This is a genomic window from Polynucleobacter difficilis (assembly GCF_003065365.1).
GTDB classification, from domain to species: Bacteria; Pseudomonadota; Gammaproteobacteria; order Burkholderiales; family Burkholderiaceae; genus Polynucleobacter; species Polynucleobacter difficilis.
Genome location: NZ_CP023276.1, coordinates 1,439,504 through 1,462,955 on the forward strand (window position 1 = coordinate 1,439,504; position 23,452 = coordinate 1,462,955).

Sequence of the window (23,452 nt, forward strand, 5' to 3'; positions counted from 1 at the left end):
ATTAAGCGCCCCATTTAAATCACCGCCATAATTGAGTCATGGTTGAACGCGTTATCCCCATCCGCATTGATGAAGGCAAGGGCCTTGCCCCTGTAATGCCATCCAGTCTGACCGCTCCCACGAGCCGGTCGGTGGATTTGCGTGGACGTCCTTTGCGTGATTTACGCATTTCAGTAACGGACCGGTGCAACTTCCGGTGCACCTACTGCATGCCTAAGGAAGTGTTTGATCAGGACTATCCCTACCTGTCACAAAGTGCCCTGCTGAGCTTCGAAGAGATGACACGTCTCACAGTCATTTTTGCATCGCTTGGCGTTGAAAAAATTCGCTTGACGGGTGGCGAGCCATTGCTTCGCAAGAATGTCGAGACCTTAATCGCGATGCTGGCGGAGATTAAAAAACCGGACGGCAATCCCCTTGAATTAACCCTCACCACCAACGGTAGCCTGTTGCGAAAAAAGGCAGCGCAACTCAAGGCGGCTGGTTTACATCGCCTCACCATTAGCTTAGATGGCTTGAATGATGCTGTCTTTAAAAAAATGAATGATGTGGATTTTCCGGTTAGCGATGTGCTGGACGGCATTACTGCAGCTCAAGAAGCCGGCTTTGAGTCGATTAAAGTCAATATGGTGGTCAAAAAAGGCACCAATGATCAGGAGATCATTGCGATGGCGAGTCACTTTCGGAATACCGGTGTCACCTTGCGCTTCATCGAGTTTATGGATGTCGGAAGTTCGAATGGCTGGGATATGAAAGAAGTGCTGCCATCCAAAGAAGTAATTGAGCGGATTCATGCGATGTATCCGCTAGAGCCAATCGAGGCCAACTATGCCGGTGAAGTGGCACAGCGCTGGCGCTACGTCGATGGCGCCGGTGAAATCGGTGTTATCTCCAGCGTGACCCAAACCTTTTGCCACGAGTGCAGTCGCGCCCGCATCTCGACGGACGGTCAACTCTACCTCTGTTTATTTGCTAGTCAAGGTTATGACTTCAAGACCATGTTGCGTTCTGGCAGCAGCGATTTAGAGATCGCCAATGCCATCATGAGCACCTGGTCTATGCGCAATGATAACTACTCTGAAATCCGTGGCCAAGCAACAGCAGAGCTTGGGCGCTCGGCACACAAAGTAGAGATGTCCTACATTGGTGGTTAATCACTGTGCACGCTGAGATTACCGGCCTCATTTTGGCGGGCGGCCGCGCCCAGCGAATGGGCGGCATCGACAAAGGTTTAATTCCTTTCATGGGAAAGCCCTTGATCGAGCAAGCCATTGCCAGGTTGAGCCCGCAAGTCACAACTATCCTGATTAATGCCAATCGCAACCACGATCGTTATGCGGAATACGGTCATGCTGTCATAGCCGACAAGCACCCGGACTTTGCCGGTCCACTTGCTGGGTTTGCAGCTGGCCTCGAGCACTGCAAAACCGAATACCTTCTGTCGGTGCCCTGCGACTCGCCGGTCTTTCCGCTCAATTTAAGTGAGCGACTACTGGATGAAATGATCTCCACGCAATCCGATCTCGTGTATGCCTCTAGCATAGATCCAGCGGGCATAAGCTGGACGCAGCCCGTTTTTTGCCTGATGCGCCGCAGCGTGCAGCAATCACTTCAAGCATTTTTAGATCAAGGTGGACGGAAAATTGACCGCTGGTTCGAAGCGCTGCCCTCGAGCACCATTGTCTTTGCCGATGACGCCGCGTTTGCCAACACCAATACGCCAGAAGAATTGCAGGCCTTAGAGCAGGTCTTGCAAGCCTCAAACTAAATTCTATTTTAGGATCGTCCACGATGAGCGCTACATCCCTCTCACCCAATGCTCCACATTTACTAAACACTGGACTCACGGTCGAAGAAACCCGTGCAGCCATTTCTGATCTCGTAGATCAATTGCTCGCCTCAGACGCATTCGCTGAAACCGAATCGGTTGCACTCGATCAAGGCCTCAATCGCGTTTTGGCGAGTGATGTGTTGTCGCCGATTGATGTACCGGCTGCTGACAATTCAGCGATGGATGGCTTTGCCTTTCGGGGAGCAGAACTTAGTAGTGGTCCCCTTACTCAACTGATGGTTGTGGGCACCGTTTTTGCTGGTGCTCCGTTTACCGGCTCACTCGCAGCAGGTCAATGCCTCAAGATCATGACGGGGGCATTGATGCCCAGCCAATGCGATACCGTCATACCTCAGGAAATGACGCAAAAACTTCCCCTTGCCGGCGATAGCATTGAGCGCATTCAATTTGAATCGAATGCGGTTTCAAGTGGGGAGAATCGCCGCTTGCGCGGCGAGGATCTGGCACAAGGCTCGGTGGCCATTGCGGCAGGACGCATTTTGCGGCCATCGGATTTGGGTTTGGCTGCATCGCTCGGCATTAATACACTGACGGTAAAACGCAAATTACGGGTAGCCATCCTCTCGTCGGGCAATGAGCTGCGACCCCTGGGAGTGGCCCTAGACTCAGGCAGTATTTATGACAGCAATCGCTATAGCCTGATGGGGCTTCTCAATCGCCTGAGCCTGGATGTGCTTGATTGCGGAATCATTCAAGACGATCCGCTAGCATTAAAGAGCGCCTTTACAAAAGCAGCATTAAAGGCGGATGTGATCATTTCCTCGGGCGGGGTCTCGGTTGGTGAGGCTGACTTCACTAAACAGGTTATGCAGGAATTAGGGGATGTGGGCTTTTGGAAAATTGCCATGCGCCCTGGACGGCCAATGGCATTTGGCATTCTCAAACCGGTTCCCAATCAAACTCCTCCGCGCACCACTTTATTTTTTGGTTTGCCCGGTAATCCCGTGGCAGTCATGGTCACCTTCTATCAATTTGTTCAATCAGCACTCTTGCAGCTAAGCGGCGCAACGCAGCTCAGACCGCCACTGACCCAGGCAATTGCATCGGCAGCGATTCGTAAAAAGCCCGGCAGAACCGAATACCAACGGGGCATTTTAGAAATCGGCCCTGATGGCAAGACGCTGGTTCGAGTCACTGGCAGCCAAGGTGCAGGCATCTTGCGGTCGATGAGTGAGGCCAACTGCTTTATTGTTTTGGGCCACGAGCAAGGCAATATTGCGGCAGGCGACCTAGTAAATGTGGTGCTTTTTGAGGGACTGCTTTAAGATTGCAGCAATTATGAAATTCACGAAAAAAGAAATTGTCTATTTAGACCCCCTGCATACCGCCAAAACCTTGGTTTTGGTCTACCTCTGCTTCTCGGTTCCGATCGTTTTATTGGCCTTGTTTGTGGCATTTGTTCGCGACGGGTCGATTCCAGGATTTACCGTAGTATCGGCTTTAATTCTGAATGCCCTACTCGGCTTTGGCTTGCTGTGGATTGCCTGCAAAGTCTACAACTGGGTGGCCGACAAGTTCGGTGGAATTGAGCTCGCCCTGCGCGAATTACCCGACGAAATCGAAACCGATTAATCCTTGCTAGGACTTTACTAGCAAGGACCTAACAACGGCGTCGTTTACTTCGCAAATACCTCTGCATTAATCAGGCTTGGTGGTTTATCGCCAGCAAGCGCTGCCCGAACGTTTCGAGCGGCTAGCGCAATCATGGCCCTACGGGTTTTTTCGCTTGCACTGGCGATATGCGGAGCCAGCACGACATTCGAGCAGGCTAATAAATCCGGATGCACTTTGGGCTCGCCCTCAAATACATCGAGGCCCGCCGCAAAGATAGTCTTGGCTTTGAGTGCTGCAGCCAAAGCAACGTCGTCCACAATTCCGCCGCGGGCAATATTCACCAGCGTTGCGGTGGGTTTCATGAGTGCAATTTCTTTTGCGCCAATCGTGTGATGACTCTCAGCCGAATAAGGCAGCACCAAAATAACGTGATCTGCTTCCTTGAGCAGGGTTTCTTTATCAACATAGCGTGCTTGGCAGGCTTTTTCATCCGCCTCGGGCAAGCGACTGCGATTGTGATAAATCACATTCATACCAAAGCCCAAGGCGCGCTTCGCAATGCCTTGGCCGATGCGGCCCATGCCAATAATGCCAAGCGTGGTGTGGTGGATATCCATTCCTAATGGATTGGTAACAATCGACCACTGATTCCAATTGCCGTCCCGAATCCAGCGCTCGGACTCAGTTACGCGGCGCGCGGTTGCCATTAGTAAGGCAAAGCCAAAGTCTGCGGTTGTATCCGTGAGCACATCAGGGGTATTCGTTGCCATCACGCCAGCAGCCGTCATCGCCGGCACATCAAAATTGTTATACCCCACCGAAATGTTAGCCACAATCTTCAGGCCTTTGGCCTGCGCAAGGGCCTTGGCATCGATGCGTTCGCTACCCGTTACCAATGCAGCAGATACGCCAGCCAACTGAGAGGCAAGGGCTTCCGGGGTCATCACCACATCGGCCTGATTGGAAATAACGTCAAAGGATTGTTCTAGCTCAGCCAGCGCCTCAGGGAAAATAGCTCTGGAGACAAGGATTTTGGGTTTTGAGGTGGTATTCATCCTTGGCACTTTACACCAAGCCAAATCGGTCTTTCTTGGAAAAAGAGGCAATTCGGCTAAAATGGACTAGTACGCTGGTTGCTACGCCATCCTCTGTTGGCTACTAGCTTCTGGTCCCTTTCGCTATTCAACTCGTTAAATGCCATGACCTACGTTGTTACTGAAGCCTGTATTCGCTGCAAATATACCGACTGCGTTGATGTCTGTCCGGTTGATTGCTTTCGCGAAGGACCTAACTTTTTAGTGATTGATCCCGATGAGTGCATCGATTGCGCTGTATGCGTTCCGGAATGCCCCGTCAATGCGATTTATGCAGAAGACGATGTGCCGGGCGATCAGCAAGCATTCATCAAAATGAATTTGGATCTGGCGCAGGGCTGGCCATCGATTACCAAGTCCAAGGGCGCCCTTCCCGACGCAGACGAATGGAAAGACGTTACTGCCAAACTAGATCAACTCGTCAAGTAAAGCGAACGTAATGGATTGCATTCAATCCAAGCAGAGCTACTGTGCAAGCAATTGAAACCGATGCGGTCATTATTGGCGCGGGCCCAGTTGGTTTATTTCAAGCATTTGAACTCGGTTTACTGGAAATTCAGGCGCACATTATTGATGCATTGCCACAAGCCGGCGGCCAGTGCATGGCGCTCTACCCCAATAAACCCATTTACGATATTCCAGGCATACCGGTCTGCACCGGTCGCGAGCTAACCGATAATCTCCTACGGCAGATTGCCCCCTTTAAGCCGCCGATGCATTTGGGTCAGGCGGTAATGGAGTTAAAGCAAGAAGACGATTCGCGTTTTTTGATACGCACTACCGCAGGCCAATCCTTTATCAGCAAAACCATTTTTATTGCCGCTGGCGTTGGGGCGTTTCAAGCCCGTACCTTAGCGCTCGATGGCATTGCTGCGTTTGAGAACAAGCAACTCTTCTATTTCGTTGAAGAGCCCGAGCAATTTAATCAGCGCACCATCGTCATTTGCGGTGGCGATGAAACTGCTGTGGAATGGGCCATTCATTTTGCGTCTACTGCCAAGCACGTCACCCTGGTACACCGTCGCAGTGAATTGAAAGCAGACAAACACATCCTGGATCAATTTCATAATCTGCGCGCCGCTGGAAAAATTACTCTTTGCGTTGGGCAGGCCACTGGCTATGCAAGTAATGATGGTCAGCTAACGGCGCTTGAAGTTGAGGATCCAGATGGCCATCAGCAAACCATCCCGCTTGATGCCCTGCTCGTCTTTTTTGGCCTCTCCCCCAAATTGGGGCCCATTGTCGATTGGGGCCTCGCACTCAGTCGCAAGCAAATTGAAGTGGATACCGCCCACTTTGAAAGCAGCATCCCAGGGATTTTTGCGGTTGGCGATATCAATACCTATCCCGGTAAGAAAAAACTGATCCTATCGGGCTTTCATGAGGCGGCATTGGCGGCTTTTGCGGCCGCCCAGGTCATTTTTCCGGATCGACCGGTGCAGTTGCAATACACCACTACCTCACCCAAATTGCAGCAATTGCTGGGCTTACAGAAGCCTGCGTAATATTGGGTTAATCTCTACCTATTCCCATTTGATCGAACAGTTAAACGAATGCATCAATACCACCAACTTATGCAGCATGTCCTAAACCAGGGCGTTCAAAAATCCGATCGAACCGGCACCGGCACCGTCTCTGTTTTTGGCTATCAAATGCGCTTTAATCTGGCCGACGGTTTTCCGATGGTAACGACCAAAAAGTTACACCTCAAATCCATCATCTATGAATTACTGTGGTTTCTGAATGGCAGCACCGACAATAATTGGTTAAAAGAGCGCGGCGTTTCGATTTGGAATGAATGGGCAGCGCCCGATGGTGAATTAGGCCCGATCTACGGTTACCAATGGCGTTCATGGCCCGCACCCAATGGCCAGCACATCGATCAAATCAGCGAAGTCGTCAACAGCATCAAAACCAATCCCGACTCGCGCCGTCTGATTGTCTCGGCATGGAATGTGGCTGACATACCGCGCATGGCCCTGGCGCCATGCCATGCTTTTTTCCAGTTCTATGTCGCCGATGGCAAATTATCGTGCCAGCTATATCAACGCAGTGCCGATATCTTTTTGGGAGTGCCATTCAATATTGCCAGCTACGCCCTGCTAACGCACATGGTTGCGCAGCAGTGCGACTTAGAGCCGGGTGAGTTTATTTGGACGGGGGGCGATTGCCACCTCTACAGCAATCACCTCGAGCAGGTTGAGCTGCAACTCTCACGTAAGCCCTTCCCACTGCCACAACTGAAGATCGGGCGTAAGCCTGCATCACTCTTTGACTATGCCTTTGAAGACTTTGAAATTGTGGGTTATGAATGCCATCCCCACATCAAAGCGCCCGTTGCCATTTAATTAATTCGATTAACTATGACTCAACCTGCTATCTCTATGATTGTTGCTCGCGCTCACGGCAATGTTATCGGTCGCGACAATCAAATGCCCTGGAAAATATCTGCTGACCTGCAATTTTTTAAGCGCGTCACCATGGGCTACCCCGTCATCATGGGTCGTAAGACTTGGGAATCGATTGGCCGCCCTTTACCTGGCAGGCGCAATATTGTCGTAAGCCGCAATGCCGACTTGCAGCTCACTGGCGCGGAAGTCGCTAGCTCCTTGGGTGATGCGCTACAGCGCTTGAGCGATCTTGAACGGGTATTTGTGATTGGCGGTGAGCAACTCTTTACCCAGGCCTTTGATTTAGCTGACCGCCTTTATATTACCGAAATTGATATTGAGGTTGACGGCGGCGATACCTTTTTTACCGTCCCCCACCCAGAACAATGGCGCGAACAAGAGCGCACCCCTGCACACGAAGGTGACATCCACTTTGACTTTGTCACCTTGGAGCGCAAGCCGGGTTAAAACGTAGTTTCGATTCGCTGTTACAGTTTTTTATTGAAGCTGTATTGCGCAAATGCCTGTTCGGCCACATTAAACCACTGCGCCTCCATATTCCGAAAGCGCCGATAATCCTCATAAATGGCTTTGAAGCGGGGATTTTTTGCAGACTCCTCGGCGTAGGCTTCTTGGGTTGCCGTAAAACAGGCGTCGAGTATTTGCGTATTGAACTTCCGCAGCACGGCACCGTTTTGCAGTAAGCGCTGCAATGCTGGGGGATTTAGGGCATCGTACTTTGCACACATCTCGGTATGCGCCTGAAAGCAGGCGCCCTCCCACGCAGCTTGATATGCAGGAGGCAGTTCGTCCCACTTCTTTTTATTCACCAGAAAAGACAGTGACGCGCCACCCTCCCACCACGCAGGGTAGTAGTAATTTTTGGCTACCTTGGCTAGCCCCAATTTTTCGTCATCGTAGGGACCGACAAATTCGGCGGCATCGATTGTGCCTTTTTCTAAGGCGGAATAAATCTCACCGGCAGGCAGCTGTTGTGGCACAACCCCTAATTTGGAAAGAATGTTGCCAGCAAACCCGGCAATCCGAAACTTTAGGCCCTTGAGATCGGCAACCGTTTTAATTTCTTTCCGAAACCAGCCGCCCATTTGGGTTCCTGTTTGGCCGCCCATGAAGTTCACGATATTGTAGGAAGCATAGAGCTCACGCATTAACTTCATACCGTTGCCATGGAGCATCCACGCAGTTTGCTGGCGTGCAGTCATACCAAACGGCGCTGCAGTGTCAAAGATAAAGGCACTGTCTTTGCCTAAGGAGTAATAGCCCGCGGTATGGCCTACCTCAACCGTGCCATTTTGTACTGCATCCTGCACTTGCAGGGGCGGGACGATTTCGCCGGCAGCAAACACCTTGATGTTGAACTTGCCATCGGTTGCTTTGCGCAGCGCATTGGCAAAAATCTCGGATGTGCCATACAAATTATCCAATGACTTCGGAAAGCTCGAAACAAGCCGCCAATTCAGGCTGGGCTGTGATTGCGCAATCGCTGGTGCCGCCAAAGTGGCTCCGCCAACACCGGTTGCAATCGTTGCTTTTTTTAAAAATGATCTGCGCTCCACAAAGACTCCCTTCTTGTGTTCGATGTATTTAGCAATCTAAACCGTATTTTTATTTTCCACCAATGGTCATCGATCCAATCAGAATCGAGCCCACTTCTTTGGTGCCGCGAACCAAAACATCACTACCAATCAGTTCGATGTCCATCAGCATGTCCCGCACGTTTCCAGCAATGGTAATTTCTTCAACGGGGTACTGTATCTCCCCGCCTTCAACCCAGTAACCAAAAGCACCGCGAGAGTAATCACCGGTGACATAATTAACGCCCTGACCCATCAGCTCGGTAACGAGTAAGCCCGTACCCATTTCCTTCAACAAGGCAGGCAAACCGCCTTTAGGCGTTCTTGAGCTACTGAGCGTGAGGTGATGTGATCCCCCTGCATTGCCGGTGGTTTTCATGCCAAGCTTACGAGCAGAGTAGCTTGAGAGGAAGTAGCCCTCTAAAACCCCCTTGGATACTACGCTGCGCGCGCGGGTCTTAACACCCTCCTCATCGAATGGCGAGCTGCCAGTTAAGCCTTTGAGGTGCGGGTTCTCGATCAAGTCAACGTGGCTTGGCAATACTGGCTTACCGAGGCTGTCTAACAAGAAGCTTGAACGGCGATACAAAGCACCGCCCGAAACGGCCTGCACCAAGGTGCCTAATAAGCCTGCAGCCAGCGGAGCTTCAAAGATAACGGGGCAGCGGCGGGTGCTGAGTGATTTGGCATTCAGGCGCGACAAGGCGCGCTGCGCTGCATAACGACCAATATCCGCTGGCTTGGCTAGGTCTTGTGCCATGCGCGAACTGGAATACCAATCGTCGCGCTGCATGGCCGATTTTTTTCTGCCACCGCTAGCAATCGGCGCACAGGAAATAAAGTGCCGCGAGTATGGGTAACCGCCCATAAAGCCGTTGCTGGTACCCATCATGAAATGAGCGTGGTGTGCCGATACCGAGGCGCCGTCGCTATTCGTGATTTGCGGACTGACTGCAAATGCAGCAGCCTCTGCACGCTGAGCTAAGGCAATGGCCTCTTCTGATTCAATCATCCACGGATGAAATAGGTCTAAGTTTTTAGGCTTTTTTTCCAAGAGATCTGGATCGGGCAGGCCAGCACAATCGTCTTCCGCGGTATGGCGCGCAATATGAAATGCAGCCTCTACGGTTTTACGCAAGGAATCCGGTGAAAAATCACTGGTGCTGGCATTGCCCCGGCGCTGACCAAGGTATACGCTGAGGCCAATTTGCTTATCCAGACTTTGCTCAATGGTTTCTACCGCTCCTTTACGTACGGTGACCGAGAGGCCTTGACCCTCGGAAACCTCGACCGCGGCATCAGAGGCGCCCAACTTGCGGGCCTCGGAAAGCATAAATTCGACAATGACTTTGAATTGATTGGGGGTATATGTAAACATTCCTCAATGATAGCTAGAATAGAGCCATGAAGCATACAGAAAATCCCGAACGCAGCCATCCTGATGAAGTGCGGATTGGTCTGGTTTCGATCTCCGATCGAGCCAGTGCAGGCACTTACCAGGACGAAGGCATACCCGCCCTCAAAAACTGGCTTGGCCTTGCCATCACCTCGCCCCTCAGCACCCATGAACGCCTCATCCCAGACGATGCTGAGACCATTACCGAGACCCTGATTGAGCTTGTCGATGAGTTGGGCTGTGACCTGGTCCTCACTACCGGCGGAACCGGTCCTGGGCGACGGGACGTCACGCCAGAGGCAACCCTAGAGGCGGGGACGCGAGAAATGCCTGGCTTTGGGGAACAGATGCGTCAAATTAGCCTGCGTTTTGTGCCGACTGCGATTTTGTCTCGGCAAGTTGCTGTATTACGTGAAATTGAAGGGCATGCAGCATTGATTATCAATCTGCCTGGACAGCCAAAATCCATCCGGGAAATTCTGGAAGGACTGAAAGATGCGGACGGGGAAATTCTGGCCGCCGGCATCTTTGCCTCTGTACCTTACTGCATTGATTTAATTGGTGGCCCCTACATTGAGGCCAATCCCGACATCATTTCGGTCTTTAGGCCAAAAAGCGCAATCAAACCACGTCCTTAGTCAGCGGCAGTCGGTAGTGACGATGCAGTTGTGCTGGGAATAAAAAAGGTTTTGCGGTAATAGCGCAGTTCTTCAATCGATTCTTCAATATCGGCTAAGGCAGTGTGCGCCTGCTTTTTAACAAAGCCCTTCATGATCTCAGGCTGCCAGCGGCGAGCCAGCTCCTTAATGGTGGACACATCCACATTGCGGTAATGAAAATATGCCTCTAACTTCGGCATGTAGCGCGCCATAAAGCGGCGGTCCTGGCAAATGGAATTGCCACACATCGGTGAAATGCCCGCCTTCACGTACTGCTTTAAAAAAGCAATGCAAGCTTGTTCTACATCTTCTTCATTCAGCGTTGAGGCCTTCACCCGATCAATCAGACCCGATTTGCCATGGGTGCCTTTGTTCCACGCATCCATGCCATCGAGAACAGCATCGTCTTGATGCACCACCCAGACTGGGGCCGTGGCAATGGCATTGAGATTGGCATCGGTCACAATCAAGGCAATCTCTAAAATACGGTCGCTATCCGGCTTGAGTCCAGACATCTCCATATCCAGCCAAACCAAACGCTCACTGGCTGGGGCAGTATTTGCTACAGGGGCATCATTTTTTTCGCTCATATCTATAATGATCTCATGACATTTACTTTTATCTTCTTAGCCGCATTCATCCTCAGTTTTGGCCTGCGCCACTGGCTTGCCCAGCGGCAAATTCGCCATGTAGCCGCCCACCGCAAAACGGTTCCGGCGGAGTTTGCACAGCGTATCACTTTAGGCGAGCATCAAAAGGCTGCCGACTACACCATTGCTAAACTAAAACTGGGCTTGCTCGAAAACGCCTTCAGTGCACTCGTGCTCATCGCCTTTACCTTGTTAGGCGGCCTAGAGTATCTCAATCAAGTACTAACCGATCTCATGGGTAACGGCATTGCCCAGCAAATGGCATTGCTTTGCTCGATCTTTTTGATTTCTGGAATTTTGGATCTGCCCTTCACCTGGCATAAGCAGTTTGGGATTGAAGCAGCGTATGGATTTAATCGCATGACGCCAAAACTGTTTGTGTTGGATATGGTCAAGGGCGTAGCCCTTGGAGCGGCGCTAGGCTTACCACTGCTGTGGGTAGTGCTGAGCCTGATGGCAGAAGCAGGTAGCCTTTGGTGGCTATGGGCTTGGGCGGTATGGACTGTGTTTAATGCCCTGCTGCTTTGGCTCTTTCCTACGTTCATTGCGCCCTTGTTTAATAAATTTAAAGCCCTGGAAGAGGGTCCGCTGAAAACCCAAATCGAAGGTCTGCTCAAGCGCTGTGACTTTGCTAGCCAGGGCTTATTTGTGATGGATGGCAGTAAACGCAGCGCCCATGGCAACGCCTACTTCACCGGCATCGGCAAAGCCAAGCGCATTGTCTTCTTTGATACCTTGATTGAGAAACTGAACCCAGGGGAAGTAGAGGCAGTACTGGCACACGAACTCGGGCACTACAAACGCAATCACATTCGCAAGCGTTTATTGGTTTCATTTGCAATGAGCTTTGTGATGCTCGCGCTGCTCGGCTGGATTAGTACACAAGCCTGGTTTTATATTGACCTGGGAGTCACGCCCAGCTTAGAGGGATATAACGGCGGCTTAGCACTGGCGCTCTTTATGTTGGTCTCGCCGGTATTTGGTTTTTTCTTTACACCCATCAGCAGCCTTGCCTCACGTAAGCATGAATACGAAGCCGATGGTTTTGCTGCGGAGAAGGCATCGGCGCGCGATTTAATCTCGGCCCTCGTGAAGCTCTACCAAGATAATGCGTCGACCCTGACCCCCGATCCGATTTATACGGCGTTCTATAGCTCCCATCCGCCTGCACCCCTGCGCATCGCAAATCTGCAGCGCCTAAGTCAAGCCTAAACGGACTGCATGGAGCAATTTCGTGCCCTGCTCATCGCCTCCTATGGCCGGCATTACCTCGCCGAACGAATAGCCGCCGATGGCTCGCATAGCGGCCCCTTCATTCAGGTCAGCACCCCAGCCAAGCAGCACGTTGGCGCGGTCGGCGACCGCCTGCTTTTAGAAAGCACCTCACCCGATCAGGCACGCATCATTCAGATTGAAGAGCGGCGCAACCTGCTTTACCGTTCGGATGCCTTCAAAAGCAAATTAATTGCATCCAACGTCGATCAAATCTTAGTCGTACTGGCAACGCAGCCGGCATTCTCGCCCGACCTGCTTGGCCGTGCCGTGGTTGCCGCTGAAGCCCACGACATTGGGCTCCACATCATCCTCAATAAATGCGATCTGCAGGACAGCCTGCCGATGGCGCGCAAACTCGTTGAACCCTATGCGCGCATGGGTTACCCCGTTACCGAGGTCTCAGCCAAATTTGATCCGGTGTCGATGGCATCCTTGCAATCCGCCCTATGTGGAAAAGTTTCGGCATTGGTTGGTCAATCCGGCATGGGCAAATCGACTTTACTCAATGCCTGGGTACCTGATGCGGCTGCAGTCACGCAAGAGTATTCGGTTCGACTCGATACTGGAAAGCACACCACCACAGCATGCCGTTACTACGATTTACCAGAATGGGGGCGTGATCAACAAGGCCAATTAGGCGCGCTGATTGACTCGCCGGGCTTTCAAGAGTTTGGTTTGGCCCACCTATCGGTGAGTGAGTTGCAGCATGCGTTTCGTGAATTCAAAAGCGTACTAGGTCAATGCCGCTTTCATAACTGCGCGCACCTGAGTGAGCCTGACTGTGCGATTCGGGATGCGGTCGAAAAAAATCAGATTACTGCTGAGCGCCTCAATTTATTTCGTCAGTTGCGCTCGGATTCCAAGACTGCGGATGTACAGCTCCAGGGAATTACCCAAGCCAAAGAGCGATGGTCAACATCGCCAACAAAATCAAGCAAAAAATAACGGTGCGCCACACTAAGCCAATGGCAGAACGCATAGAACGTTCGCTGGGCTCTAGCCCTATCTCATAGACTGCTGCTTCGCCTGCTTCAGCCATGCGCAGCGCTTCATCGCTGTCTGGCTCGCTTAATGGCTCACCTAAGCGGACACCCAAAGCGCCGCTTCCAGCTGCGAGGATCAGTCCATTTAACGAATCACTCCACTTTTGCGAGAGGTAGCGCCAAGAGTACACCGCGCCCTCAAAATTACCCACAATGGCAAAGGTCATCGCCGTCATACGCGCTGGAACCCAATCCAACACATAAAAGAAATGGCGTGCTGCCTGGCTCAGATGAAAGTCACCTAACTGCGTCCAGCGCTGCGATGCGGTATCAGCAAAGCGATACAGCACAACCCCAGCAGGGCCGATCGGCACCAGGAACCAAAAGAGCACACCAAGCACGTGGCGATGGGCGCCAATAATGGCTTTTTCCAATGCCAAGGAAATCACCTCAACCTCGCTCAAATGGCTAGCATCCAGCTCAGGTCCATACCACTGCGCTAAGGCCTCACGCGCGGCTGGTAAGTCATGGTTCTGAATCGCAATGTGAACAGCCGTAAACGAATGGCTAAATTGCCGAAAGCCAAAGAAGAGGTAGACGATGGCTACGTTCAGCACGAATGCCAAAATGGGGTAGGTCAGCATGAATGCCACATGCAATACGAAAATAATCACCGTAGGCAATATGAAGGCAATCAAGCATGCCATGCGCGCCCCTACTGCAGACGCACCTTCCTCACGCTTGGCCCCAAACTCCTTGGCAACCCAATCCAGCCAGCCAGCGCTCATCCGCCGAACCCAATGGTTAGGAGTCACTGGCCGATATTGTTCAGCAATTAGGGCGAGGAGAATGGATAAAAAACTCATAATTTTAAGAAATGATATAGGTTTCTGAGCATGCCGGCCGTAGCGCCCCAAATAAATCGATCCTGGTAGGGCATGGCATAGAAGCGGCGGCGCTCCTCGCCATTACTCCAAACCCGAACTTGATGGTTGGCGGGGTCCATTAAAAAGGGAAGCGGGACATCAAATACATCAGCTACCTCAAAGGCATCGACCGGATAGTGGGGCTGTGGATCAACCAAAGCAACCACTGGTGTGACACGATAGCCCGATACCGTCAAATACTCCGGCAAAGTGCCAATAATCTCTACGCGCCCGGATTCAAGGCCGATTTCTTCTTGGCTTTCGCGCAGCGCAGTCGCCCGTAAATCTATATCCCCAGCATCCATACGGCCACCCGGGAAGCTAATTTGGCCAGCATGGTCATGCAAATGATCCGTGCGCTGGGTTAACAAAATGGATAAACCCTCGGGCTTTTTCAAAACCGGCACCAATACTGCCGCATCGGTTGTCATGCCTTTAGCCGATCGGGTGCTAATAATGTCCGCAGCCAAGGCATAGCGATTTTCATCGGTGATTTCAGGGGACCACTCTAGCGTTTGCAAAAAACGCTTACGCAAGGCATCAGCTAGTAGGGCATTCTCCGCAATGCGTGGATCGGCATCACAACAACGCTCAATAGGCACGATCTTAGGATCAAAGCGGGATGGGGATGCACTAGCAGAAGACATGGTTTATTTTAGGTGATCCAGAAGGGTAATGCGCTTAAGAAAAAAGGCGACCAAGGCCGCCTTTTCTTCAATGCAGAAAACCGCTTACTCTGCAGCCGCCTGAGCGCTAGGCTTAACACGCGCTTGCAACTTTTCTTTAATACGCGCTGACTTGCCTGAACGATCACGCAAGTAGTAGAGTTTGGCGCGACGCACATCACCGCGACGCTTCACCTCAATGCTAGCAATTAATGGTGAGTAAGTTTGGAAGGTACGCTCTACGCCCTCACCAGAAGAAATCTTACGCACGATGAAACTGGAGTTCAGTCCGCGATTGCGTTTGGCAATCACTACACCTTCGAATGCTTGGGTCCGCTTGCGTGTGCCTTCAACCACATTCACACCCACAATCACGGTATCGCCAGGAGCAAAACTTGGAATTGTTTTGTTGGCGGTGAGACGAGCAATTTCTTCTTGCTCAATTTTTTCAATCAAATTCATTTTTTATCCTTAAACATCATGTCAGCGTTTATCCCGTTGCCAAAGCAATCGGACCAGACAGAGGATGCAGTTATTTCATTTTGTTTAGTTCAGAAGTATTTTTTATTTCAACAACAACAATAAAAAACGTTCATCTTCTTCACTAAGCAACCCATTCTTACGCGCATCCTCAATGAGGTCTGGGCGCAATCTTGATGTCAGCTTTAACGACTCTTGCCGACGCCAATCCATTATTTTAGCGTGATGTCCGCCTAAAAGCACGTCCGGCACTGGTATTTCTGCATATATTTCAGGCCGGGTGTAGTGCGGATGGTCCAAAAGGCCATTAATAAAGCTATCCTGGGCCGCAGAATCCTCATCCCCCAGCACCCCTGGGATCAGCCGAATAACCGCATCCATCATGGTCATGGCGGGTAATTCACCACCAGAAACCACAAAATCCCCGATAGAGAGCTGCAAATCAACCGTGCGATCAACAAAACGTTGGTCTACCGCCTCATATCTACCGCAAATCAAGGTTAAATTACCGTAACTGAGTATATCTTTCGCTATCTTCTGGGAAAAACGCTCACCTTGGGGTGCCAGCAGGCAAATCGGGCCGGTTTGGACACCGCTCGATTGGTGCTCGGCTTTGATGGCCTCTACCGTATCTTCCAGGGGCTTTGCCATCATGACCATCCCAGGGCCGCCGCCGTAAGCACGGTCATCAACGGTTTTGCGGGGGTCATGGGCATAGTCCCGAGGATTCCAAAGGCGCAGAGAGGTAAGGCCGCGCTGATAGGCTCGGCCAGTGACGCCCCACTCCGTTAAAGCAGAGAACATCTCCGGAAAAAGACTTACAACATCAAAGCGCACAGGTGGTCCAAAAAAAATACATCACCATTCAGCATCCCAGAGAACGGTTATTTGTTTTTGAGTCAAATCCACATCCTGAACAATCTCGGGAACAAAGGGAATTAAATGAATGCGGTCACTACCTTGCACCGTCATGATGGCATGCGCGCCGTTCTCGGTTATTTCAGTGACAAGCCCAAGCGGCAATTGCCCGTGCCCAATGACCTCGCAACCCACCAAATCAACCCAGTAGTACGTGCTTGATTCTGCTTGCGGAAATGCTGCGCGACTTAGCAAAAGCCTTGCGCCTTTAACAGCCAAGGCCTGATCACGATCAACAATGCCCTCGAGGCTCATCACAACAAACCCACTATGGAGCTTGGCACTGTTCACTGCATGCTGCCTTGGCGCTTCCGGAATGCGAGCGCCACGACTAAGCTGTGGACTTAAGAGGGAAAGCCAGATGGATTTAGTAGATAGCAGCGCTACAGGATCAGATGAAAAGGGCCTAACCTTAATCTGGCCCCGCAGGCCTTGTGCATCTTGAATGAGACCTAGCTCGACTAAGTCTGATGGGAGAGCTGAAGTCATTCAACACCCTCCCTTAAAAAAACAATACTGTGTAAAAACTGTCCTAACGCAACATGCGCAGCAGTTTAGGCGGCAGGATGATCTTTAATCAAGCGTTTCACGGTTGGTGAAATTTGTGCACCGACGCCAGTCCAATAGGTCAAGCGATCTTGTGCAACCCGCATTGCCTGCTCAGACTCAGCAGCGGATGGGTTGAAATAACCAATGCGCTCAATAAAATTGGAGTCGCGACGGTTGCGCTTATCGGTTGCAACAATGCTGTAAAAAGGGCGTTTTTTTGAACCGCCGCGTGCCAGTCGAATGACGACCATACTTATTCCTTAAAATCGGTAGTTAAAACAGGTTGAATACAACCCAATGAAATCGGTGCTAAATCGTGAACTCTTACTGACACAATGATCAGCAGGAAACCATATATTCTAGACGAAAAGCGGGTCTTGATCCACCCCTTACTAGATGAATTAAAGCAAGCGCAGCAGTAAATTGTATAAAATATCAATAAAAACAATGGGTTAAATGAAAATAATGGCACAAATACGGAATTTACATTATTCACGCTTAGCCCGTTTTTCTGCGCTCGGAATCCTCGGCCTCCTGATCGGCTGCGCCCAGGTATTGCCGCCCTGCAATGCCAGAACCAGCCCGCCGGCAATCGAACTGAGTGGCGCCTGGGCTCTGGAGCGCTGGAGTTTGGCGCCCAATAGCAAAGGCGAGGTTCGACCACGCCCCCTACCTTCAGACGGCGGGATGCCAGCAATTTCGATTCAATTCGATGCCCGCACGAATACAGTAAGTGGCTTTTCTGGATGCAATCGTTTTACAGCACAGCTAACAGAAGATCAGCGTGGCATCAGCATTGACAAGATTGCCAGCACCCGCATGGCCTGTTCAGCTGATCGCATGGAATTAGAGAGTGCATTTCTATATCAACTCAATGACTACCAACGCCTAGTGCGTGATGATGATCGCCTGCTCCTCATTGGACGCGATCAGAATGTACTGCGTTTTGTGCAAAGTGGTAAATTGAAATGAGCATAAGGATGCAACACCATGATTCGGTCTAAATTATTATTTTGCGCATTGGGTTTCTTTTTCCCTGGGGCTGGCTTTAATTGCCTTTACTTACAGGGGCTGAAATCCTATTGGGGCTGGCTGCAATTCGCTGCCATCATTGGCGGTATCAGCGGCTGGATCATCTTAAGCACAACCGAACTCGGCTCATTTGCCGGCTGGTTTTTATTAACCCTGGGCTTTATTTCAATTGAAGCCAGCTTCTTAACCACCATTGCATATGGTCTTCGCAGTGGCGAGCGCTGGGATGCTGAATTCAATCCTGGTATTTCGCCGGAACAGGCAACGCAAACTGGCTGGTCGACTATTCTGCTGGTGATTTTTTGTTTGGTGTTTGGCGCCGCCTTAATGATGAGCTTTTTTGCAATTGCATTTGAGCAATTCTTTATCTCTCAACTCATTGAAGCGCGCAAGTTATCGCAATAAAAAATGGGGCTAATAAGCAGCCCCACTGAAATCGGATTTACTTTTCCAAGGCCTTCGTTAGTTCCGGCACCGCTGTAAACAAATCCGCAACCAAGCCGTAATCAGCGACACCAAAAATCGGTGCCTCAGAATCTTTATTGATCGCCACGATAACTTTCGAGTCTTTCATGCCAGCCAAGTGCTGAATCGCACCCGAGATTCCGACTGCGACATACAGGTCAGGCGCCACAATCTTGCCGGTTTGACCCACTTGATAGTCGTTAGGAACATAGCCGGCATCCACTGCAGCGCGCGATGCGCCCAAGGCGGCTCCGAGTGTATCGGCCAGCGGCGCTATTAACTCTTGGTACTTTTCGCCTGATCCCAAACCCCGTCCGCCCGATACGATGATCTTTGCAGCAGTTAACTCTGGGCGATCCGATTTACTTAAATCACGGCCCACAAAAGTAGCGCCGCTCGCACATGGGGCAGCATTGCGCTTTTCAACCGGTGCATTTCCTCCGGTTGCGCTAGCCGCTTCAAAGCCCGTGCTTCGCACCGTCAGTACTTTAGTGGCATCCAGCGACTGCACCGTAGCGATCGCATTACCAGCGTAGATGGGCCGAGCAAAGGTATCAGCGCTAATGACATGCGTGATATCGGATACCTGAGCCACGTCTAGTTTGGCAGCAACCCGCGGCATCACATTCTTGCCATGGGCAGTAGCCGCTGCTAAGAGATGCTCGTACCCGCTGGCCAGCGCCAAAATTTGCGCCGCTACCGGCTCAGCCAGTTGATCCAGCAATGCAGCATCATCAATCAAAATCACTTTCCGAATGCCTGGAATCGCCGCTGCTGCAGTTGCCACGGTATCGGCATGGCTCCCAGCCACCAAAATATCGACTTCTGGGCTACACGCAAGGGCCGCTGTTACGGTGTTTAAGGTAGCCGCCTTGAGGATCTGGTTATCGTGCTCTGCTAATACAAGTGCGGCCATTTAAATCACCTTCGCTTCATTTTTTAATTTATCCACCAGCGCAGCAACGTCTGCGACGAGGATGCCCGCCGTCCGTTTTGGGGGCTCTTCGACTTTGATGGTTTTCAAATGCGGAGTCACGTCAACCCCTAATGCATCGGGCTTAATGATTTCCAATTCTTTTTTCTTTGCCTTCATGATGTTGGGCAAGGTAACGTAGCGGGGCTCATTCAGGCGCAAATCGGTGGTAATCACTGCCGGTAGAGTCATCGAAATAGTTTCTAGACCACCATCGACTTCGCGGGTCACGTTAAGCGTGCCATCTACAAAAGCCACTTTCGATGCGAAGGTGGCTTGCGGAATATCCATGAGGGCCGCCAACATTTGACCGGTCTGATTGCTGTCGTCGTCAATGGCCTGTTTGCCCAAAATAATCAATTGGGGCTGCTCTTTGGCGCACACGGCTTGCAATAACTTTGCTACCGCTAAAGGCTGTAAATCAACGTCGGTTTCAACCAAGATGGCGCGATCGGCACCAATGGCCAATGCGGTTCGGAGCGTCTCTTGGCACTGCTGACTCCCTGCCGAGAAAACCACGATCTCGCTTGCAATGCCGGCCTCTTTTAAACGAATGGCCTCTTCCACTGCAATTTCATCGAATGGATTCATGCTCATCTTCACATTCGCAGTATCAACACCGGACTGGTCAGACTTGACTCGAATCTTGACGTTGTAATCAACAACGCGCTTCACCGCAACCAGAATTTTCATGGCACTTACTTAGTCTCTTCTATGGAATAAACAACGTCGATTTTACTCGCCCCTGGGGTATTGAGCTTGGACCGCCTATAAGTCTGCCAAGGCCTTCACGTGGGCTACCACGCTACGTCCCAAAGCAGACAGGTTATAGCCCCCCTCAAGGCAGCTCACAATGCGGCCGCCAGCGGATTCCTTGGCAATCTCTTTGAGGCGCTGAGTCATCCAAACGTAATCATCTTCTACCAAGCCCATTTGACCCAAATCATCCTCGCGATGGGCATCAAAGCCTGCGGAGATCAAGATTAATTCAGGCTGAAAGGCCCTTAAACGTGGCAGCCAGGTTTCAGTAATCATCTTACGTACCACATCCCCTTTGGTCGAGGCGGGCATCGGCATGTTCACCATGTTGTCGGAATGCTCTAAACCGCTATAGGGATAGAAAGGATGTTGAAAAAAACTGCACATCAGAATTTTAGGGTCATCATAAAATGCCGCCTCAGTGCCATTGCCGTGGTGGACATCAAAATCAATAATGGCCACCCGTTCAAGGCCGTATGCACTGATTGCGTAGCGTGCCGCAATCGCGATGTTGTTAAAAACACAGAAACCCATTGAGCGTGTTGGCTCAGCATGGTGGCCAGGGGGGCGGATTGCACAAAATGCGTTTTCGACTTCGCCCTTCATGACCGCATCGACGCCAGCAATCGCTGCGCCAGCGGCACGCAATGACACAGTCAAGGTCGCTGGGTTCATGATGGTGTCGCCATCAAGCATAAAGTAACCCGATGTTGGTGAATGGCCAGTGACATACTCCACGTGGTCAGCACTATGGACGAGCTCGACTTGCTCGGTTGTGGCTAGTGGGGGCTCAATCCGCTTTAGAAAGCTATCGACGCGGCTCAAAATGAGTTGATCTTCAATTGCCTGAATGCGCTCTGGGCACTCCGGGTGATGACTGCCCATTTCATGCCTTAAAAAATCACTGTGGCTTATATATGCTGTTGTCATTCTTCTCGCCTCTTTATATCGTCCATCCCATCGAATTTATCTATAAAATTAATTGGTGAACCTTATTTTAATTATTCCCCGCATTGGCTCTTGCATTAGTAATAGGGGAATCTGCCTCCTACTCGCCAGTATCGCCATTGCCATCCTATCCGCGTGCGCCTCGGCTCCACCTAACTCCGAAGCGACGCTACCCAGCAAAACCGTTCCCGACACTTCTATCGTAAACCAAGTGGGCGGAGAAACAGCAGAGCAGCAATCCAGCCAAAACCTTCAGATCATGCTGGCGCAGATTAGTCAATCTGAGGGCATCCCACTTAGCACCCTAGAGACTGCCTTTGCAGACAGCAAAAATCTAGCCCAAGTTCGTAAATTGGTCATGCCGGGGCCGCCTGGATTTAAGAAAAACTGGACTGCCTATCGTGGGCGCTTTATCGAGCCCGCTCGAACAAAGGCAGGGATGGCTTTTATTGAACAAAATCGTACCTATCTGGATCGGGTTGAGCGTGAAACCGGCGTCCCTGGAACAGTTATTGCCTCGATCATTGGCGTAGAGACCATCTATGGCCGAAACATGGGTAGCTTCAAGGTCAAGGATGTTTTATCCACCCTTGCATTTAATTACCCCGATACGCCGAATCGCGCCAGCCGTGAAGCCCTGTTTCAAGATCAGCTCAAGCAACTGATTCTGCTTTGTTGGGCCGAATCCGGCGGTAATTCAACACGGAATACTAAATCAGCCTCGATCAAAACCAATGCATTTGACCGCTGCCTCAATCAGAGTAGCTCCTATGCAGGCGCGATTGGGCTGCCGCAGTTTATGCCGGGTAGCATCCGCAATTTCGCAAAAGATGGTGATGGCGATGGTGTGATTGATTTACGGCAAAGCCGTCCGGATGCGATTGCTAGCGTAGCGCGTTTTTTACGCATGCATGGCTGGCAGCCCGGGATGCCGATTTACTTTCCGATCACAGAGACAGAGCAGAACCAGGCCGCCATTCGGCGCTTAGCCGATGGCCTTCCAGACGCAAAGCACACCGTACAAGAATTCATTGATTTAGGAATCTTGGATAGCCGCTACGGTGACCTACAAACCGGTGGCGTAGCGCCGCAAAGCAAAGCCCTCATTATCGATCTGCCATTCATCAACGCGCAAGGCAATGATGAAGTGCGCTATGTTGTTGGCCTAGAGAACTTTCTCAGCATTGTTCAATACAACCGCAGCTATTTTTATGCGCAGAGTGTCGCTGAGTTTGCCGAAGCCCTCGGTTACGACAACCAAAGCGTAGTCCCTAAAACCCCAGCTACACCGACCACCAAAACCAAGAAGTCTGCTGCAAAAAAGACGCAGAAGCCTAAAAAGCCAAAAGCTAACTAGGCTGGAAATACACCCGTGGAAAGATAGCGGTCACCGCGATCACACACAATAAACACAATCGTGGCATTTTCTACTTCCCGCGCAATACGTAAGGCAATGACGAGGGCTCCTGCTGCCGAGATGCCGCAAAAAATACCTTCCTCTGCTGCCATACGGCGAGCCATTTCCTCAGCTTCACCTTGGCTGACATACTCAATGCGATCCACTCGGTCTGCCTGATAAATTTTAGGTAGGTACTCCGGGGCCCATTTCCGAATTCCCGGAATCTGCGAGCCCTCGGATGGCTGTGCGCCAATAATCTGAATTGCTGGATTCATGGACTTTAAATACGTCGAGACCCCGGTGATCGTGCCGGTAGTACCCATCGAAGAAACAAAGTGCGTAATCTGCCCATGGGTATCACGCCAAATTTCAGGGCCGGTTGTCTCGAGGTGCGCACGGGGATTATCTAAATTTGAAAACTGATCCAGTAAGCGGCCACGTCCTTCTTTTTGTAATTGCAGGGCATAGTCACGCGCTAGCTCCATGCCTCCGGTGGCGGCCGTCAGAATCAGCTCTGCCCCATAGGCCGCCATACTTTGGCGACGCTCTAAACTTTGATTCTCAGGCATTACCAGCACCATCTTGTAACCCAACATAGCAGCAGCCATAGCCAACGCAATGCCCGTATTACCGCTGGTCGCTTCAATTAAGGTATCGCCCGGCTGAATCTCGCCGCGCTCTTGTGCGCGCACAATCATTGACAGCGCGGGCCGATCTTTAACCGACCCCGCCGGATTATTGCCTTCAAGCTTGCCTAAAACAACATTGCCACGCGCAATGATGTCCGCACCTGGTATCCGCTGTAAACGCACTAACGGTGTGTTACCAACCGTTTGGGAGATGGTCATGTAGGAGGAATGGAGATTGGCAGGCGAGTTCATCAAACTATT

The 23,452-nt window shown here is 51.1% G+C and carries 28 protein-coding genes; 14 read left to right on the forward strand and 14 right to left on the reverse strand.

From position 1 onward, the window contains the following. Positions 1-38: 38 nt before the first annotated feature. From moaA to AOC34_RS07325, 4 genes are read left to right on the forward strand one after another with little or no spacing between them, the layout of a single operon-like run. Complete coding sequence (gene moaA, locus AOC34_RS07310; protein WP_108469448.1) at positions 39-1,154, forward strand: GTP 3',8-cyclase MoaA; 1,116 nt, start codon at positions 39-41, stop codon at positions 1,152-1,154. Positions 1,155-1,210: 56 nt separating this feature from the next. Continuing rightward, the gene (mobA, locus tag AOC34_RS07315) at positions 1,211-1,768 is read left to right on the forward strand and encodes a molybdenum cofactor guanylyltransferase MobA (RefSeq protein ID WP_234408183.1); all 558 of its coding nucleotides are present in this window, start codon (positions 1,211-1,213) and stop codon (positions 1,766-1,768) included. 23 nt (positions 1,769-1,791) lie between these two features. Then, entirely contained in the window at positions 1,792-3,117 is a 1,326-nt protein-coding gene (gene moeA, locus AOC34_RS07320; protein ID WP_108469450.1) for a molybdopterin molybdotransferase MoeA, read from the forward strand. A 13-nt stretch (positions 3,118-3,130) separates the two neighbouring features. Next, positions 3,131-3,424: a hypothetical protein gene (locus tag AOC34_RS07325; protein ID WP_108469451.1), complete on the forward strand. Its 294-nt coding sequence runs from the start codon at positions 3,131-3,133 to the stop codon at positions 3,422-3,424. A 44-nt stretch (positions 3,425-3,468) separates the two neighbouring features. On the opposite strand, the gene AOC34_RS07330 is transcribed toward AOC34_RS07325, so the two are convergent. Further along, positions 3,469-4,461, reverse strand: a complete 993-nt coding sequence (locus AOC34_RS07330; RefSeq protein WP_108469452.1) for a 2-hydroxyacid dehydrogenase — start codon at positions 4,459-4,461, stop codon at positions 3,469-3,471. 144 nt (positions 4,462-4,605) lie between these two features. Here AOC34_RS07330 and fdxA point away from each other — a divergent pair, with 144 nt between their 5' ends. From fdxA to AOC34_RS07350, 4 genes are read left to right on the forward strand one after another with little or no spacing between them, the layout of a single operon-like run. Beyond that, complete coding sequence (gene fdxA / locus AOC34_RS07335; protein WP_108469453.1) at positions 4,606-4,929, forward strand: ferredoxin FdxA; 324 nt, start codon at positions 4,606-4,608, stop codon at positions 4,927-4,929. Positions 4,930-4,970: 41 nt separating this feature from the next. Beyond that, positions 4,971-6,005, forward strand: a complete 1,035-nt coding sequence (locus AOC34_RS07340) for an NAD(P)/FAD-dependent oxidoreductase (protein ID WP_234408069.1) — start codon at positions 4,971-4,973, stop codon at positions 6,003-6,005. Positions 6,006-6,053: 48 nt separating this feature from the next. Then, positions 6,054-6,848 (forward strand): thymidylate synthase, encoded by a 795-nt coding sequence (locus AOC34_RS07345; protein WP_108469455.1) that lies wholly within the window; start codon positions 6,054-6,056, stop codon positions 6,846-6,848. A gap of 15 nt (positions 6,849-6,863) precedes the next feature. Beyond that, on the forward strand, positions 6,864-7,358 hold the full coding sequence (locus AOC34_RS07350; RefSeq protein ID WP_108469456.1) for a dihydrofolate reductase: 495 nt from the start codon (positions 6,864-6,866) through the stop codon (positions 7,356-7,358). 20 nt (positions 7,359-7,378) lie between these two features. On the opposite strand, the gene AOC34_RS07355 is transcribed toward AOC34_RS07350, so the two are convergent. Together AOC34_RS07355 and pmbA are read right to left on the reverse strand one after the other, a co-directional pair. After that, a complete protein-coding gene (locus tag AOC34_RS07355; RefSeq protein WP_108469457.1) occupies positions 7,379-8,467 on the reverse strand; it encodes a TRAP transporter substrate-binding protein in 1,089 nt (362 codons plus the stop codon). Positions 8,468-8,516: 49 nt separating this feature from the next. Further along, complete coding sequence (pmbA, locus tag AOC34_RS07360; protein ID WP_108469458.1) at positions 8,517-9,863, reverse strand: metalloprotease PmbA; 1,347 nt, start codon at positions 9,861-9,863, stop codon at positions 8,517-8,519. Positions 9,864-9,889: 26 nt separating this feature from the next. On the opposite strand from pmbA, the gene mog reads away from it, so the two are divergent. Then, positions 9,890-10,519, forward strand: coding sequence for a molybdopterin adenylyltransferase (mog, locus tag AOC34_RS07365; protein WP_108469459.1), 630 nt, complete (start codon positions 9,890-9,892; stop codon positions 10,517-10,519). Here mog and orn read toward each other — a convergent pair. Further along, a complete protein-coding gene (gene orn / locus AOC34_RS07370; protein ID WP_108469460.1) occupies positions 10,516-11,130 on the reverse strand; it encodes an oligoribonuclease in 615 nt (204 codons plus the stop codon). The two genes, mog and orn, sit on opposite strands and share 4 nt — an antisense overlap. Before the next feature lie 15 nt (positions 11,131-11,145). On the opposite strand from orn, the gene AOC34_RS07375 reads away from it, so the two are divergent. Together AOC34_RS07375 and rsgA are read left to right on the forward strand one after the other, a co-directional pair. Continuing rightward, positions 11,146-12,402, forward strand: a complete 1,257-nt coding sequence (locus AOC34_RS07375) for a M48 family metallopeptidase (RefSeq protein ID WP_108469461.1) — start codon at positions 11,146-11,148, stop codon at positions 12,400-12,402. Between the two features lie 9 nt (positions 12,403-12,411). After that, positions 12,412-13,410: a ribosome small subunit-dependent GTPase A gene (gene rsgA / locus AOC34_RS07380; protein ID WP_108469462.1), complete on the forward strand. Its 999-nt coding sequence runs from the start codon at positions 12,412-12,414 to the stop codon at positions 13,408-13,410. Here the strand turns inward: rsgA and AOC34_RS07385 are convergent. The 6 genes from AOC34_RS07385 to rpsP all read right to left on the reverse strand — a co-directional run bounded on the left by AOC34_RS07385 (position 13,355) and on the right by rpsP (position 17,237). Beyond that, positions 13,355-14,314: a CobD/CbiB family protein gene (locus AOC34_RS07385; protein WP_108469463.1), complete on the reverse strand. Its 960-nt coding sequence runs from the start codon at positions 14,312-14,314 to the stop codon at positions 13,355-13,357. The genes rsgA and AOC34_RS07385 overlap by 56 nt on opposite strands. Next, complete coding sequence (locus tag AOC34_RS07390) at positions 14,311-15,021, reverse strand: CoA pyrophosphatase (RefSeq protein ID WP_108469464.1); 711 nt, start codon at positions 15,019-15,021, stop codon at positions 14,311-14,313. Before AOC34_RS07390 ends, AOC34_RS07385 begins: the two co-directional genes overlap by 4 nt. 84 nt (positions 15,022-15,105) lie before the next feature. Beyond that, entirely contained in the window at positions 15,106-15,501 is a 396-nt protein-coding gene (rplS, locus tag AOC34_RS07395; RefSeq protein ID WP_108469465.1) for a 50S ribosomal protein L19, read from the reverse strand. Positions 15,502-15,603: 102 nt separating this feature from the next. Continuing rightward, positions 15,604-16,356, reverse strand: a complete 753-nt coding sequence (trmD, locus tag AOC34_RS07400) for a tRNA (guanosine(37)-N1)-methyltransferase TrmD (RefSeq protein WP_108469466.1) — start codon at positions 16,354-16,356, stop codon at positions 15,604-15,606. 21 nt (positions 16,357-16,377) lie between these two features. Further along, positions 16,378-16,926, reverse strand: a complete 549-nt coding sequence (gene rimM, locus AOC34_RS07405) for a ribosome maturation factor RimM (protein ID WP_108469467.1) — start codon at positions 16,924-16,926, stop codon at positions 16,378-16,380. A gap of 65 nt (positions 16,927-16,991) precedes the next feature. Continuing rightward, positions 16,992-17,237, reverse strand: a complete 246-nt coding sequence (gene rpsP / locus AOC34_RS07410; RefSeq protein WP_108469468.1) for a 30S ribosomal protein S16 — start codon at positions 17,235-17,237, stop codon at positions 16,992-16,994. A gap of 214 nt (positions 17,238-17,451) precedes the next feature. Between rpsP and AOC34_RS07415 the strand changes: the two genes are divergently transcribed. Both AOC34_RS07415 and AOC34_RS07420 read left to right on the forward strand, forming a co-directional pair. Beyond that, positions 17,452-17,958 carry an META domain-containing protein gene (locus tag AOC34_RS07415; protein WP_234408070.1) on the forward strand — a complete coding sequence of 169 codons (507 nt, stop codon included), beginning with the start codon at positions 17,452-17,454 and terminating at the stop codon, positions 17,956-17,958. A gap of 18 nt (positions 17,959-17,976) precedes the next feature. Beyond that, the gene (locus tag AOC34_RS07420; protein ID WP_108469470.1) at positions 17,977-18,423 is read left to right on the forward strand and encodes a hypothetical protein; all 447 of its coding nucleotides are present in this window, start codon (positions 17,977-17,979) and stop codon (positions 18,421-18,423) included. Between the two features lie 37 nt (positions 18,424-18,460). On the opposite strand, the gene AOC34_RS07425 is transcribed toward AOC34_RS07420, so the two are convergent. The 3 genes from AOC34_RS07425 to AOC34_RS07435 all read right to left on the reverse strand — a co-directional run bounded on the left by AOC34_RS07425 (position 18,461) and on the right by AOC34_RS07435 (position 21,145). After that, on the reverse strand, positions 18,461-19,399 hold the full coding sequence (locus tag AOC34_RS07425; RefSeq protein WP_108469471.1) for an electron transfer flavoprotein subunit alpha/FixB family protein: 939 nt from the start codon (positions 19,397-19,399) through the stop codon (positions 18,461-18,463). Further along, positions 19,400-20,149, reverse strand: coding sequence for an electron transfer flavoprotein subunit beta/FixA family protein (locus AOC34_RS07430; protein ID WP_108469472.1), 750 nt, complete (start codon positions 20,147-20,149; stop codon positions 19,400-19,402). A 75-nt stretch (positions 20,150-20,224) separates the two neighbouring features. Next, positions 20,225-21,145, reverse strand: coding sequence for a histone deacetylase family protein (locus tag AOC34_RS07435; protein ID WP_108469473.1), 921 nt, complete (start codon positions 21,143-21,145; stop codon positions 20,225-20,227). Between the two features lie 55 nt (positions 21,146-21,200). Between AOC34_RS07435 and AOC34_RS07440 the strand changes: the two genes are divergently transcribed. Further along, complete coding sequence (locus AOC34_RS07440) at positions 21,201-22,520, forward strand: lytic murein transglycosylase (protein ID WP_234408071.1); 1,320 nt, start codon at positions 21,201-21,203, stop codon at positions 22,518-22,520. Here the strand turns inward: AOC34_RS07440 and cysM are convergent. Then, entirely contained in the window at positions 22,517-23,443 is a 927-nt protein-coding gene (gene cysM / locus AOC34_RS07445) for a cysteine synthase CysM (RefSeq protein WP_108469474.1), read from the reverse strand. The genes AOC34_RS07440 and cysM overlap by 4 nt on opposite strands. Positions 23,444-23,452 lie beyond the last annotated feature (9 nt).